The organism is Streptomyces phaeofaciens, from assembly GCF_014648915.1.
GTDB lineage: Bacteria > Actinomycetota > Actinomycetes > Streptomycetales > Streptomycetaceae > Streptomyces > Streptomyces phaeofaciens.
On record NZ_BMSA01000002.1, the window covers coordinates 1 to 15,166 of the forward strand.

At 73.1% G+C, this 15,166-nt stretch carries 10 protein-coding genes; 4 read left to right on the forward strand and 6 right to left on the reverse strand.

Features of this window, described 5'->3' with window-relative positions:
- The 5 genes from IE275_RS03520 to IE275_RS03540 form a co-directional block, all read right to left on the reverse strand.
- The coding region (locus tag IE275_RS03520; RefSeq protein WP_373299164.1) for an ABC transporter ATP-binding protein at positions 1–776 on the reverse strand (776 nt) is incomplete at its 3' end.
- Positions 777–856: 80 nt separating this feature from the next.
- Positions 857–1,699 carry a DUF4097 family beta strand repeat-containing protein gene (locus tag IE275_RS03525; protein WP_189707407.1) on the reverse strand — a complete coding sequence of 281 codons (843 nt, stop codon included), beginning with the start codon at positions 1,697–1,699 and terminating at the stop codon, positions 857–859.
- A 75-nt stretch (positions 1,700–1,774) separates the two neighbouring features.
- Positions 1,775–2,299, reverse strand: a complete 525-nt coding sequence (locus tag IE275_RS03530) for a toxin-antitoxin system HicB family antitoxin (protein ID WP_189707409.1) — start codon at positions 2,297–2,299, stop codon at positions 1,775–1,777.
- 332 nt (positions 2,300–2,631) lie between these two features.
- The gene (locus IE275_RS03535) at positions 2,632–3,240 is read right to left on the reverse strand and encodes a hypothetical protein (protein ID WP_189707411.1); all 609 of its coding nucleotides are present in this window, start codon (positions 3,238–3,240) and stop codon (positions 2,632–2,634) included.
- Positions 3,241–3,374: 134 nt separating this feature from the next.
- Entirely contained in the window at positions 3,375–4,583 is a 1,209-nt protein-coding gene (locus IE275_RS03540) for a nucleotide sugar dehydrogenase (RefSeq protein ID WP_189707413.1), read from the reverse strand.
- Between the two features lie 308 nt (positions 4,584–4,891).
- Between IE275_RS03540 and IE275_RS03545 the strand changes: the two genes are divergently transcribed.
- The gene (locus tag IE275_RS03545; RefSeq protein ID WP_189707415.1) at positions 4,892–6,598 is read left to right on the forward strand and encodes a glycerol-3-phosphate dehydrogenase/oxidase; all 1,707 of its coding nucleotides are present in this window, start codon (positions 4,892–4,894) and stop codon (positions 6,596–6,598) included.
- Positions 6,599–6,894: 296 nt separating this feature from the next.
- On the opposite strand, the gene IE275_RS03550 is transcribed toward IE275_RS03545, so the two are convergent.
- Entirely contained in the window at positions 6,895–7,938 is a 1,044-nt protein-coding gene (locus IE275_RS03550) for a serine hydrolase domain-containing protein (RefSeq protein ID WP_189707417.1), read from the reverse strand.
- Positions 7,939–8,305: 367 nt separating this feature from the next.
- Here IE275_RS03550 and IE275_RS03555 point away from each other — a divergent pair, with 367 nt between their 5' ends.
- From IE275_RS03555 to IE275_RS03565, 3 genes are all read left to right on the forward strand, one after another.
- Positions 8,306–10,402, forward strand: a complete 2,097-nt coding sequence (locus tag IE275_RS03555; RefSeq protein ID WP_189707419.1) for a serine/threonine-protein kinase — start codon at positions 8,306–8,308, stop codon at positions 10,400–10,402.
- A gap of 186 nt (positions 10,403–10,588) precedes the next feature.
- Positions 10,589–13,231, forward strand: coding sequence for a serine/threonine kinase C-terminal domain-containing protein (locus IE275_RS03560; RefSeq protein WP_189707421.1), 2,643 nt, complete (start codon positions 10,589–10,591; stop codon positions 13,229–13,231).
- A gap of 145 nt (positions 13,232–13,376) precedes the next feature.
- A complete protein-coding gene (locus IE275_RS03565) occupies positions 13,377–15,116 on the forward strand; it encodes a serine/threonine-protein kinase (protein WP_189708654.1) in 1,740 nt (579 codons plus the stop codon).
- The last annotated feature ends 50 nt before the right edge of the window (positions 15,117–15,166 follow it).

The window sequence follows — 15,166 nt, forward strand, 5'->3', positions numbered from 1 at the left end:
GTCCGGTGGGCGGCCGGGTCGGTGAAGCGGAGCCGGACGTGTCCGCCGGGGATGAGTCGCTTGAGCTCTTCGGGGGTGCCTTCGGCGGCGATTTTGCCGTTGTGGAGGACGGCGACGCGGTCGGCGAGTTCGTCGGCCTCTTCGAGGTACTGGGTGGTGAGGAGGACGGTGACGCCGTCCGTGACGAGTTCGCGGATGATCTGCCACATGCTGTGGCGGGAGCGTGGGTCGAGGCCGGTGGTCGGCTCGTCGAGGAAGATGATCCGGGGGCTGCCGACCAGGGTCATGGCGATGTCGAGGCGGCGCTTCATGCCGCCGGAGTAGGTGGCGGCGGGCTTGCCCGCGGCTTCGGTGAGGTCGAAGCGTTCCAGCAGTTCGGCGGTGACCCGTCGTCCCTCGCGTCGGGTCAGGTGGTGCAGGTCGGCCATGAGGAGCATGTTCTCCTCGCCGGTGATCAGCCCGTCGACCGCGGAGAACTGTCCGGTGACGCCGATCGCGGCCCGTACCCCGTCCGGTGACGTGGCGACGTCGTGCCCCGCGACCCGGGCCTGCCCGCCGTCGGCGGAGATGAGCGTGGACAGGATCTTCACGGCGGTGGTCTTGCCGGCGCCGTTCGGGCCGAGCAGCGCGAACACGGACCCGGCCGGGATCCGCAGATCGATGCCGTCCAGGACGGTCTTGTCGCCGTAGGACTTGCGCAGATCGGTGGCGGAGACGGCGGCGGTCGGCTGCCGGCCGTCCGTCTGACTGGTCGTGGGCATGACAGAGAAAGGCATGGGGCCCTCCCGTTCGAAGGCTTCGAAGGCGTGGTGAGCGGTGAAGTGGTCCTGACGGCTGAGGAGCCGGCGGGGGCAGGTCAGACCCGGGCGCGGAGGATGTCGATGTTGCCCCAGTTGGTCCGGGCGCGGACCTTGACGGTGTCCTCGGTCTGCTGCGGGGTCTCGGACGCGGCGAGCGCGCTGCGCACCTGGCCGTGGTTGGAACTGACGTCGAGCCAGGCGGCGGTGCCCTCGCGGACGCCGACCTCGATGGAGCCGTTGGAGGTCTCCAGCTGGACTTCGCCGCGTGCGACGTCGGTGACGCGAAGGGAGCCGTTGGTGGTGGTGCCGGTGACCGACGCCTCCGCGTGCGCGATGTCGATGGTGCCGTTGGCGCCGTTCACCCGCAGTTCGCCGGTCACGGTGCCGACCGTCATGGCGCCGTGCGAGTTCTTCAGGACGGCGGGACCGTCGACGAGGCCGACGCGCACGTTGCCGGTGCTGCTGGTGATCTCGGCGGTGCCCTCGACCCGGTCGACGATGCTCGATCCGTGCGGGTTCCTCAGTTGCAGCGGGCCGGTGGTGTCGAGGCGGACGTCACCCGCCGAGACCTTCACCCGGACGTCGCCGAGCCGGCCCTCGCCGATCACCTGGGTCCCGGCGCCGGTGACGTCGATGTGCGAGCCCGTGGGCAGTTCCACCGTCACGTCGACGGTGCCGCCGCGGCCGAGCAGGTTGGCCTTGGGCGTGGTGACGGTCAGCAGTCCGCTCGTGTAGGAGACCTCGGTCTGGTCGGCCGTCCGTACGTCCAGGTCCTTCTTCGGGTCGCGGGGTCGCACCTCGACGACGGTGTCGAGGCCGTCGCCCGCGGTGAACCGGATGGAACCGGCGTACACATAAGCGGTGGTCGAGATCGGTTCGGGAGTGTCGAAAGAAGGCATGGCTGTCCCGTCCTCTTGGGTCTCGGCGTAAAGTTCCGGGCGAATTCTGGCGAATGCGGGCGGATGCGGGCGCGGTCAGCGCACCCAGCCCGTGAAGCTCTGTCCGACGGTGCGGCTGGTGCGAGGCTTCTCCGTCGTACGTGCCGGGGAGCCGCCGTCGACGGCGGCCGACACGGCTCGTACGAGCCACGCGTTGACCGACAGGCCCTCGCGGCTCGCGGCCTCCTCGGCGCGCGCCTTGAGGTGGGCGGGCAGGCGCAGGTTGACGCGGGCGGTGCCACCTTCGTCGCCGTCGGCCGGGGCCGGTGCCTTGAGCGGCTCGGCGGGCCCGCTCCGGTCCTCGTGCACCTCGTCGCGCGGCGGCGGCGTGACGACGAAGTCGGGGTCGAGCCCGCGCAGCCGTACGTCGACCGATCCGGGGGCGAGGTCACGGGTGATCTCGTCCATCGCGGCGGAGAGCACGTTGAGCATCGTCAGCCGGGTCGCCGACTCCAGGGGAGCGGTGAGCCGCTCGGCCAGCTCGCGGGCTTCTTCGCCGCCGGCTTCGGCGGCCACCGCGAGTTCGCGGCGGAGGTTGTCGACATACGGCGTGAGGTCCATGACGTCATAGTGGCACCACTATGGTGCCATACGCAAGCCCGTTGGAGGGTTGGTTGCGGGTTGCCAAAGCACTGACGGCTCTGACCTGCAATGACGTGCCGATGTTGGGTTGTGTCAATGCGGCGCCATGTGGCGTCGATGCGTCTGCGACGCGTGCGGTGGTGCCATGTGGCGCCACCTGACACCACGGGGTGCCACCCGGTGCCATCGGGTGCCATCGGGTGCCGCCAGGTGTCGTGGGGTGCCACGTTGGTGTCGCCGGACCGGCCCGGCCGTGGACATGCGTGAGGGCCCGTCCTGGAGGCGGACGGGCCCTCGTCGCGGTGCGGGTGTTACGCCGAGGCCTTCTTCGCGCCGGAGAACGCGGCGAACGCGCCGACCGCGAGGAAGACGAAGGTCAGCGGGTCGGCCTCGTCGCTCCAGCCCTCGGTGATCACGCCGAAGTGCTCGGTGAAGACCGTGGTCGCGGAGACCCCGGCGATGTCGGCCATGATCAGGCCGATGCCGATGATCTGGCCCAGGTAGACCGCGCCGAGGGCGAGCACCGCGCTCACGATCGGCAGCGCCGGGTTGCCGCCTCCGACCTTGCCTGCCGCGAAGCCGACCAGGAAGCCGACGCCGACCGCCGCGTAGCCGATCTCGTACTCGGTGGCGCCCACGATGCCGCCGTAGACACCGGCGGTGACCAGGGCCACCACGACGGCGGTGAGGATGCCGAGGACGACGTTGCCCTGGCGCGGCGCGGCCGGGAAGGGCGGCGGGGGTACCGCGCCCGGCGGGACGGCGCCCGGCTGCTGGGCGAACGGGTTCCCACCGGCGGCCGGCGCGGGGTACGGGGCGGCGGGAGCGCCCACGGGCGGCTGGGGCTGGGCGTCCGGGGCCGGCTGGGCGTACGGGTTGCCGTCGACGGGCTGCGGCGGCGGCGGAGCTGACTCGGTCATGACAGGTATCCCCCCACGGGACGGACGAACGGAGAGCGGCGACGGGGTGCGGAGACATCCACGCACGCGTGTGCCGGAAGTCGCCGCAGAGTAGCAGGGCCGCGCCGCCCTCTTCATCTGCGATTTTCGCGCGCTCAGAGCCGGTGCGCGGCCCCCGTCGGAGTGGCTCCGCGGGTGTCCAGCAGCAACTGGGCCTTCACGGACAGCCCTTGCAGGTCGTAGGTGCGGTGCTGCTGGAGCAGGATCGTCAGATCGGCGTCGGCGGCGGCCTCGTAGAGCGAATCGGCGCGTGGGACCGGGCGGTCCAGGACGCTCCAGGACGGGACGTGCGGGTCGTGGTAGCTGACGGAGGCGCCCAGCTCCATCAGCCGGATCGCGATCTCGTGCGCGGGGGTGCCCTGCTGGTCGGCGAGGTCGGCCTTGTAGGTGACGCCGAGCAGCAGCACGCGTGCGCCGCGGGCCGACTTGCCGTGCTCGTTGAGGAGCGTGGCGGCGCGCTGGACGACGTACCGGGGCATCCGGTTGTTGACCTGCTGGGCCAGTTCCACCATGCGCAGCGGGCTGCCGGGCCGGCCGGTGCGGTCCAGGGGGACGGAGTGGCCGCCGACGCCGGGGCCGGGACGGAAGGACTGGAAGCCGAACGGCTTGGTCTCCGCGCAGCGGATGACGTCCCACAGGTCGACGCCCAGGTCGTGGCAGAGGACGGCCATCTCGTTGACCAGCGCCATGTTGACGTGCCGGAAGTTCGTCTCCAGGAGCTGTACGGTCTCGGCCTCCCGCAGGCCACGCGCGCGTACCACCTTGTCGGTGAGCCGGCCGTAGAACGCGGCGGCCGACTCGGTGCAGGCCGGGGTCAGTCCGCCGATGACCTTCGGAGTGGTGGCCGGTGTGAAGGCGCGACTGCCGGGGTCGACCCGGCTGGGGGAGTACGCCAGGTGGAAGTCGCGGCCCGCGCGCAGACCGGACGCCTCCTCCAGGAGCGGTCGCAGGATCTCCCCCGTCGTCCCGGGGCAGACGGGCGACTCCAGGATGACGGTGGTGTGCGGGCGCAGTTGGGCGCCCAGGGTGCGGGCCGCCGCCTCCACCTGACCGAGGTCGAGCCCGCCGTCCGCGTCGCGCGTGGTGGGGGCGCAGATGACGGCGGTGCGCACCCGGCCCAGCTCGGCGGGGTTGGTCGCGTGCCGGAAGCCCCCCGAGAGCATCCGGCGCAGTTCGGCGGGGCTGAGGGAGCCCGCCTCGGGGCCGGTCCGGTAGCCGAGCGTGGGGATGCCGGCGGCCACCGCGGCCTGGGCCAGGGGCAGGCCGAGCGGGCCGAGTCCGATGACGGCGAGATCTGCGGGCATGGCGTGGGCCGTCCTTCCCAATAACCGAAGCGGGACAGGTGCGCAAGCCCTGTGGACAGGACGGGCGAGCGCAATGTCAGACTAGGAGTAAATATGACCGTTATGCGGGATTGATCGGCTGTGTTGATCTGCTGTTTCGGCCGGTCCGTTTCCCGGTGGGCCCACCGGGGTTCCGGGAGAGTTGTCCACAGGCTGGGGGGCGAGTGGTGGCTGAACCGGGGCAACAAGGTCAGAATTTGGGCATGGGTGATACGGGACGGGCTGTGCCCTGACGGGTGCGGCCGCGTGACGGACAGCGGGAGGCAGCGGTGAGGACAGCGACACTGGGGCCGGCGCAGCGAGCCGAGTCACTGGCGGCCATGGCCGAGCACGAGCTGGACATGCTGGTCGTCGGAGGCGGCGTGGTCGGCGCGGGCACCGCCCTCGACGCCGTGACCCGCGGCCTGTCCACCGGCCTGGTCGAGGCACGCGACTGGGCCTCGGGCACGTCGAGCAGGTCCAGCAAGCTGATCCACGGCGGCCTGCGCTACCTGGAGATGCTCGACTTCGCCCTCGTCCGCGAGGCTCTGAAGGAACGCGGACTGCTGCTGGAGCGGCTCGCCCCGCACCTGGTGAAACCCGTGCCGTTCCTCTACCCGCTCCAGCACAAGGGCTGGGAGCGCCTGTACGCCGGCTCGGGCGTCGCGCTCTACGACGCGATGTCCATGGCCCGCGGCCACGGCCGGGGCCTGCCGACACACCGCCACCTGAGCCGCCGCCACGCCCTGCGCATCGCACCCGCCCTGAAGAAGGACGCCCTGGTCGGCGCGTTGCAGTACTACGACGCCCAGATGGACGACGCCCGCTTCGTCGCCACCCTCGTGCGCACCGCGGCGTCCTACGGCGCCAAGGCTGCCAACCGCGCGCGGGTGACCGGGTTCCTGCGCGAGGGCGAACGGGTCGTGGGCGCGCGCGTGCAGGACGTCGAGGCGGGCGGGGAGTACGAGATCCGCGCCCGGCAGATCGTCAACGCCACCGGGGTGTGGACCGACGACACCCAGGCGATGGTCGGGGAGCGCGGGCAGTTCCACGTCCGCGCCTCCAAGGGCATCCACCTCGTCGTGCCGAGGGACCGCATCAGCTCCTCCACCGGGCTGATCCTGCGCACCGAGAAGTCCGTGCTGTTCGTCATCCCCTGGGGCCGGCACTGGATCGTCGGCACCACCGACACCGGCTGGGACCTCGACAAGGCCCACCCGGCCGCCTCCAGCGCCGACATCGACTATCTCCTCGAGCATGTGAACTCGGTGCTCGCGGTACCGCTGACCAGGGACGACGTGGAGGGCGTGTACGCGGGCCTGCGGCCCCTGCTGGCCGGGGAGTCGGACGCCACCAGCAAGCTGTCGCGCGAGCACACCGTGGCCCACCCCGTGCCCGGACTCGTCGTGGTCGCCGGCGGCAAGTACACGACCTATCGGGTGATGGCCAAGGACGCCGTCGACGAGGCGGTGCGCGGGCTCGACCAGCGGGTCGCCGAGTGCGTCACCGAGGACGTGCCGCTGCTGGGCGCGGAGGGCTACCGGGCGCTGTGGAACGCGCGAGCGCGGATCGCGGCCCGCACCGGACTGCACGTGGTCCGCGTGGAGCATCTGCTGAACCGGTTCGGCTCGATGGCGGAGGAGGTGTTCGACCTCATCGCCTCCCAGCCGTCCCTGGGCGAACCGCTGCACGCCGCCGACGACTATCTGCGCGCCGAGATCGTGTACGCCGCCTCGCACGAGGGCGCCCGCCACCTCGACGACGTGCTGACCCGGCGCACCCGCATCTCCATCGAGACCTTCGACCGGGGGACGCGCAGCGCCCGGGAGGCGGCCGAGCTGATGGCGTCGGTGCTGGGCTGGGACAAGGACCATGTCGAGCGCGAGGTCGAGCACTACGAGAAGCGGGTGGAGGCGGAGCGCGAGTCCCAGCTCCAGCCGGACGACCTGACGGCGGACGCGGCGCGGTTGGGGGCGCCGGACATCGTGCCGTTGTGAGGGCGGTCGAGGGCGGGCCGTGAGGGCCGCTTGCGCGGGCGGTCGTGGGATCGGTCGGGAGGGGGTTCGTGCGGGAGGTCGTCGGACCGGCCGGGAGGGTGCTTGCGCGGGAGGTCCTGGGCCGGCCCGTGACGGCGCTTGCGCGGGAGGTCGTGGGGGGCCGGCCGTGAGGTCGTGGGACCGGTCGTGAGGTCGTCGGACCGGTCGGGAGCCCCGTCCTCGTGCGGGCGGTCGCCGAGGGCGGTTCACTCGAACGAGTGTCGCGGGCCGGGATCTTCGTTCGGAACCGGCTCGTTCTAAGGGGTGCGAGGGCAGAACTCGGCGGCGAGCAGGGCCGGTTCGATCCCGGGATCCGCCGTCGTGGTCGTGTTCACCCGAAATGTGAGGACCCGTCGGCCGTCGACGGTGGCTGCGGTGCGCGCGTAGCTGCCCGAGATCCGGCCGTTGTGCCCCCACACCGTGACGCCGCACGGAAGCCTCGCGGGGAACAGCCCCATGCCGTACGAGCCGTGTGCGGCACGGGTGTCGAGCATCTCGCGCAGCTGACGCGGGGGCAGCAGTTCCCCGCCGAGCAGCGCCGCGTAGAAGCGGTTCAGGTCGGCGAGCGTGGTCACCAGCTCGCCCGCGGCCCCGGCCACCCGCGGGTCGAGTGCGGTGACATCGCTTCCGTCCGTGTCGTAGGCGCGGCCGTGCGGCATCGGCAGTGAGGTGCGGGATCCGGGAAAGGAGGTACCGGTCAGCCCCAGCGGAGCGATCACGCGCCGCTCGGCCTCCACGGCGTACGAGCGGCCGGTGACCTGCTCGACGACCAGGCCGAGCAGGACGTAGTTGGTGTTGGAGTAGGAGAAGCGGCCGCGGTCGGCCGGAGGGTGGGTGAGCGCTATTCGGACGGCTTGACGGGGAGTCACGGGCAGGGTGCCCCCGGTGTCCCGGGTGAAGTCGTACAGACCGCTGGTGTGGGTGAGCAGGGAACGCAGGGTCAGCGCGCGCCCGTCGTTGCCGCTTCCGCGCACCAGGCCGGGCAGGTGCGTCTCCACCGTGTCGGACAGGGACAGCCGGTGTTCGGCGGACAGTTGGAGCACCACCGTCGCCAGGAAGGTCTTGGTGATGCTGCCGGCCCGGAAGTGGTCGTCCCGGGAGATGTCCGGTCCCGTCCCGGCGTAGCGGGTACCGGCCTCCTCACGGGCCAGCAGGGCCGCGGCGGGGGCCGTGCCCCGGGTGAGGAGCAGCGGGAGCAGGGCGTCCGTGGGCGGGATCGGGCCGGCCTGGGACCCGGTCGCGGCCAGGCAGAGAAGGGCCATGGCCACGGGCATGGCCAGCAGGCTCCGCAGCGGTGGCAACGCGCCCCCCTCTCCTCGTTGGGCCATCATGCAGGGTGGTGCTGTGCGGACTTCACGCGGGCCCGGGGCCGGACCCGCCGCCGGTCGCAGGGGCCCTGCCCGCGGCGCGCGGCACCCTCCGCCCGGCGTACGCCGAACTCTTGCCCGGAGTCCCCGGCCCCCTCCCCTGAAGTGCGCCGGAACCCCCCGGTCGGAGCGCGATGGGCCCTCTGGCCGGACCGCCTGGCACCCTCTGGCCGGAGTGTGCTGCACCTTCTGGCCGGAATGCTCCCCTCCTCGGGTGCGATGAGGGGCACCCTGGGCGTCGGGCACTTGTCGGGTGAGGGACAATGGAGGCTCTGTCAGGGCGGGTTGCATGAGGGGACGCATGTCGGAGGCGGAGCGGGCGGGGACATCCCGTCAGGACAAGAGCGCACGTCTCCTCGCCGGGCGGTACCGGCTGGGAGATGTACTCGGCCGCGGTGGCATGGGGACGGTGTGGCGCGCCGAGGACGAGACCCTCGGGCGGACGGTCGCCGTCAAGGAGCTGCGGTTCCCGGGAAACATCGACGACGACGAGAAGCGCCGGCTGATCACACGGACGCTGCGCGAGGCCAAGGCCATCGCACGGATCCGCAACAACAGCGCGGTGACGGTCTTCGACGTGGTCGAAGAGGACGACCGGCCGTGGATCGTGATGGAACTCGTCGAGGGCAAGTCGCTCGCCGAGGCCATCCGCGAGGACGGCGTGCTGGAGCCGAGGCGCGCGGCCGAGGTCGGTCTCGCCATCCTCGACGTGCTGCGCTCGGCGCACCGCGAGGGCATCCTGCACCGTGACGTGAAGCCGTCGAACGTACTGATCGCCGAGGACGGCCGGGTCGTGCTCACCGACTTCGGCATCGCCCAGGTCGAGGGCGACCCGTCCATCACCTCCACCGGCATGCTCGTCGGCGCGCCCTCCTACATCTCCCCGGAGCGGGCCCGCGGGCACAAGCCGGGACCGGCGGCCGACCTGTGGTCGCTCGGCGGACTGCTGTACGCGTCGGTCGAGGGCTCGCCCCCCTACGACAAGGGTTCCGCCATCGCGACGCTCACCGCGGTGATGACCGAACCGCTGGAGGAGCCGAAGAACGCGGGTCCGCTGAGGGACGTCATCTACGGGCTGCTCACCAAGGACCCGGCGCGACGGCTCGACGACGCGGGTGCGCGGGCGAAGCTCCAGGCCGTGATCCACGCGCCCGACCGCAGGGAGGCGGAGCCGGCGGATGCGACGAAGGTCGTGCCACTGCCGGCGCAGCCGGGCGGCTCCGAGGGCCGGGGCGGTTCGTCCGGCGAGGCGGGCGTGAAGCTGCGCGGGGCGCTGCGTTCGGTGCGCAAGGCCGCCGTCGCGGCGGGCGCGGCCACCTCCGCGGCCGCGTCCCGCACCAAGCCGGGGAACGGCACGGCGACTTCCGCTTCCGTGGGGACGGACGCGACACGGCGGGGTGCCGGCGGGGCGGGTTCGCCGTCGGCCACGGCCGGGTCCGCGGGCACGGCCCAGCGGGCGGCCTCGCCCGCACCCTCGTCGCCCTCGACCTCGTCCGCACCCTCGTCACCCTCGTCACCCTCGTCACCCTCGACCTCGTCCTCGACCGCGGCTTCGCCGTCGGCCGGGACCAATGGCGGGGCCGGGGGCCGAAGTTCCGGGTGGCCCGTGATGACGCCGCCGGATCTGCCGCCGCGGCAGGTGCCGAGGGCGCCGCTGACCGACGTGGTGCCGAAGCGGACGCTGGTCATCATCGCCGTGGTGGTCGTGCTGGCCGTGCTCGGCACCGTCATCGGCATCGTGCTCGGCGGCGGCGGCGACGACAACGCCGGCGGTTCGGGCGGCGGTGCCAAGACGGTGGCCGGCGGCAGCGCGAGCGCGGGCACCAAGGAGGACAAGAACGGCGGGACCGGCAGCGACGATTCCGGGTCGGACACCGCCAAGGCCGGCGGCACGACCGGCACCACGCCCAGCGGCAGCGCCACCACGGCCGGCGGCACCGGATCCGATGTCTCCGCCACCGAGGCCGGCGAGGCCGCGACGACCCACGAGGGCGGCCGATACTCCATCGGACTGCCCAAGGGGTGGAAGTTCCAGTCCTCGGACTCCGCGGGGGACCGCTTCACCGGGCCCGACGGCCAGAAGCTCCTCGTCGCCTGGACGAGCACGCCCAAGGACGACCCCGTCGCCGACTGGAAGAACCAGGAGCGCTACATGGAGCGCTCGCAGTACAAGAAGATCCGAATAGAGGCGGTGGACTACCGGGGCTGGAACACGGCCGACTGGGAGTTCACCTACCAGGACAGCGGTACCAAGTACCGCACCATCGACCGTGGGTTCGTCGTGAGCGACAGCCAGGGGTACGCCCTGATGTACACGGCGAAGGCCGCCAAGTGGGGGTCCGATCTGCGGGTGTCCACCTGGAAGACGCTGACGGAGTCGTTCACGCCGAAGAAGTAGCGTCGGCCCCCGGGGTGTTCGGTCCGCGTTCGAAGCGGGATATCTGGGCATCCCCTCTCTGGGCTTGCCTCCGGCACGTATCGTGAATGCCTGCGGACCGTACGCATTCAGCTGTACGGCCGAATACGGCTGGAACGGCACGCGGAACGAACGGATGTGACCGACCAGGTGGCCGGGGGAGGCAACGTGGACGACTATGCGGGTCGAGTGCTCGTCGACCGCTACCGCCTGCCGCTGCCGCCCTCGGACGAGTACGAACTCACCGAGACACGCGCCTTCGACACCTACAGCGGGCAGGAAGTCCTGGTCCGGCAGGTGCCGTTGCCGGAGGTCGTCGAGGCCGAGGTGCTCGACGCGGAGGGACTGCCCGCGGGGTTCACCGCGCGTGAGCGCGGTGCGGGGCCGACGGGGGTCCGTCCGGGAGCAGGCGCGGGGACCCGCAGGCCCGCCGATCCCGTCGTGCGGCGCGCCGTCGAGGCGGCGCAGGCCGCGGCGGGCATTCCCGACCACCCCCGGCTGGACCAGGTCTTCGACGTGTTCGCCGAGGGCGGGTCGCTGTGGATAGTGAGTGAACTGGTGGCCGCGCGGCCGCTCGCCGCACTGCTCGCCGAGAAGCCGCTGACGCCGTACCGGGCGGCCGAGGTCGCCTCCGACGTGCTCATGGCGCTGCGCGTGCTGCACGCGCACGGCTGGGTGCACCGCAACATCACCGCCCGCACGGTCCTCGTCTGCGACGACGGACGGGTCATGCTGACCGGGCTGGCCGTCGGCGCGGCGGAAGAGGCGCTGTGCGGCTACGACCCGGTGCCGGTGGAGGAGGGCGACGCGCCCGGGGCGGGTCCCGAGGGGCCCGCAGGCACGGGCGGCTTCGTGGGCCACCCCGGCGCGGGTGGTCCCGCAGGATCCCGGCCCGGCCTCACGACCGGTCCGGCCGCCGGTCCCGCGCTCCACGGAGACAGCGCCGGAGGGGTCGGTGGCGCGATCGATCCCGAGGCCGCCCGGCGGGCCGCCATCGAGGCGCGGGCGGCCGGCGGGCTGCCGGCGCCCGTGGCGGAGCAGCCGGGCCCCGGTGGGCCGTCGGGAGCGGTGGCCCGCAGGGCGGCCGTGGAGACCGGCGGAGACATCCGTGCCGCGCGGGCCGGGGCGATCGCGGCGTACCGTGCGGGCGCGCGGGCCGCGGCCCGGGTCCAGGAGGCCCAGCAGAACGGGCGGCCCGCCCTGCCCGGAGCCCGCACCCCGGCCGACGGCGACACCGGCGCGGGGGTGACGTCGTCGCCGTACCCCGTGCCCGGCGAGGGCGGCACGTTCCCCGGGACCGCCCCCGGCTCGCCCCCCGGACAGATCGCCGACCCCTACGGTGTCCGGGGCGCGCCGGGCCGCACAGGGCACCTGCCCGGCCCCGGCTTCGCCCCCGCCCCCCATCCCGCGCCCGCGTCGCACGTTCCCGTGCCGGCCCAGTCCGCCCACCCGGCCCCGGCACCCGCCGAAGCACCCCCGGCCACCCGCTGGGACGACCTCGTCGCGGCCGGGACCCCGGGAGCCGGCGCCCCCGTCACCCCGCCCCGCCGAGGCCCCGCCACCGCTCTCGCCGCCGAGCGGGCGCGGCAGGCGCGGATGGCCGTGGTCGGACCGGTCACCGAGCGCTGGGCGCCGGAACAGGCCGGACCGGTGCACGAGAACTGGCAGCTGGCCGCCCCGATCGGTCCCGCGACCGACCTGTGGGCGCTCGGCGCGCTGCTCTTCAGGGCCGTACAGGGGCATGCGCCCTATCCGGAGGAGTCCACGGCCGAGCTGGTGCAGCTGGTGTGCGCCGAGCCGCCCGCCTTCGCCGAGGAGTGCGGGCCGCTCAGGCCGGTCGTGGAGTCGCTGCTGCGCCAGGACCCCACCGATCGCCTCGACTTCGAGGAGCTGCGCGGCTGGCTGCGCTCGCTGGTGCGGTCGGCGCCGGAGCCGGAGGCGGGGACGTACGTCGTCGCCGCGCCGCCCGCCGATCCCAGCCGGCTGCCGATCGTGCGCCGGAAGGGAGAGCTGGTGCGCAGGCGGCGCGCCAAGCTGCCCGCGGCCGGCCCGCACGGGCGGCACAAGCGGGCCCGGCAGGACACGGACCGTTCACCGCGCAGCCTCGGCCGCACGCTGGTGCTGTTCATACTGCTCGCGCTGGCCGCGGCGGTCGCGTACGCCCTGCTGTTCATGCCCAGGGCCGGTGAGGACGGGGCGTCCGGGGCCGGCGCCACCCAGCAGGCCGGGGCGACCGCGCCGCCGGCCGGGCAGGCACCCGAGGCGAGCAGCGAACCCCGGCCCGACCAGACCACGCCGGGTTCGGGGAGCGGCTCGTCGGCGTCCTCCGACGGCACACCGGCACAGCCCGGTTCCGACGTGGCCGACGGGTTCACGCTCCGCAAGGACGAAGCCGGCTTCCAGGTCGCCGTCGGAGACGGCTGGGACCGCACGCCGAAGAACGGGCGCGGCCAGGTCGTGTACACGCACGGTGACTTCGAGCTGATCGTCGTACCCGGCCGGGACAGCGCGTCCGCGAACGGCGGCGATCCGATGGTGTACCAGCGGGAGAAGGAGAGCGAGCTCCAGCCGTACCGCGACTCCAGCTGGGCGACGGCCTCCGGGCTGCGCACCACGACGGTGGGCGACCGGACCATGGCCGAGGGCCAGTTCACCTGGAACGACGGCGGCCGCGAGCTGTATGTGCGCAACCTCGCGATCCTCGTCGACGGGCGCTACCACGTCGTACAGGTCCGCGGTCCGGAGGCCGAGCGGGACGAGGTGACGCGGCTGTACGAGCAGGCGTCCGCCAGTTACCGGTACACCGGTTGAACCGGAACCGTCCCTTCGGTTCCCGGTGTGCGACAGAAGCGACAACCGTCACAGTGCGGTCTCCTTGGGACCCCGATGGTTCCCCGGTCGCGGCCCGATCCTTACGCTGACCCTGTCAAGAGCATTGCGGGGCAACGTGAATCAGATGCAGGGCCTGCTCATCGCGGGCCGCTACCGACTGGCCGACGCCATCGGCAGCGGCGGCATGGGCCGCGTGTGGCGCGCGCACGACGAACTGCTGCACCGGGCCGTCGCGATCAAAGAGCTGACCGCCGCTCTCTACGTCTCCGAGAGCGACCGGGACCGGCTGCTCGCCCGTACCCGTGCGGAGGCCCGCGCGGCCGCGCGGATCAACCACTCCGCCGTGGTCACCGTGCACGACGTGCTCGAACACGACGGCCGTCCATGGATCGTGATGGAGCTGGTCGAGGGCCGTTCGCTGGCCGACGCGGTCAAGGAGGACGGCCGGATCGAGCCCGCCGAGGCGGCCCGGATCGGCCTGTGGGTGCTGCGCGCCCTGCGCGCCGCGCACTCCGCCGGTGTCCTGCACCGCGACGTCAAGCCCGGCAACGTGCTGCTCTCCGACGACGGGCGCGTCCTCCTCACCGACTTCGGCATCGCCCAGATCGAGGGCGACTCCACCATCACCCGGACCGGCGAGGTCGTCGGCTCCGTCGACTACCTGGCCCCCGAGCGGGTGCGCGGCCAGGACCCGGGCCCGTCCTCCGACCTGTGGGCGCTCGGCGCGACCCTGTACACGGCGGTGGAGGGACGGTCGCCGTTCCGGCGGACCTCGCCGCTGTCCACGCTCCAGGCCGTGGTCGAGGAGGAGGCCGCCGAGCCCCGGTACGCCGGCCATCTCGACCCCGTCATCTCCGCCCTGCTCCGCAAGGACCCGGCCGCCCGCCCCGGCACCACCGAGGCCGAACAGCTGCTCGCCGAGGCGGCGGAGGGCCGCCGCCCGAGCGGTGCACAGGCGTTCGTGCCCACCCAGTACGGCGGACCGGACGGCGCGACGGACGGGACGGGCACGCCGTACCCCTCCACCGGTACGCCGTACCCCTCCACCGGCACGCCGTTCACCTCGCACACGACCGGCACCGGCACCGGGACGCCGTACGGCACCACCGGCACGGGCACCGCGTACGCGCCGGAGGCGTCTGCCTCCGCGCCCGTCGGTCCGACGGTCATCGGCGCCCCGGACGCCGTCCACGCACCGGCGTCCGCGCGGGGGCACGCACCCGAGCGGCCCACGCGCCGCCGCCGGCTGCGCACCCTCGCGCTCGTGGTCGCCGCGGCCTCCCTGGTCGGCGGCGGGACGGCGGTGGTCCTCCAGCAGTTCGACGGGGGCCGGGGGCCGCAGGCCGGGGCGTCCACCTCGCCGAGCCCCTCGGCCAGCGGCACCCCGGGACCGGACACGTGGGTGCCGGTCGTCGACCCGCTCGGCTTCGGGCTCTCGCTGCCCAAGGGCTGGGAGCGGGAGGTGTACCAGGACGACGGCGACCTCAAGCAGATCGACTACACCCCTGACGGCGGCGAGCACTTCGTCCGGATCGCCGTCGACACGTCACCCGACTTCGACGATCCGTACGCCCACCAGAAGGACCTCGAGGAGCAGCTCCAGCGGCTGGTCGACTACCGGACGGTCACGCTGGAGAAGAACGTCTACCGCGACCGCGCGGGCTCCGAGTGGGAGTACACGTGGACCGCGCTGGCGAAGGACACGGACTTCCCCGGGCCGCGCCGGGCGATCGAGGAGACGTACATCTCCCGCAGCGGCACGGAGTACGTGATCTACATGTCGTCCCCGGCGGACGACTGGAAGACGACCGCCCAGCAGTTCACGTCCGTGCTCCGGAGCTGGCGGGAACCGGGCGCCTCCTGACGGGGGGTTGGCCGGTCGGCGACCCGGAGGCGGAACGTCCGGTGGGGCAT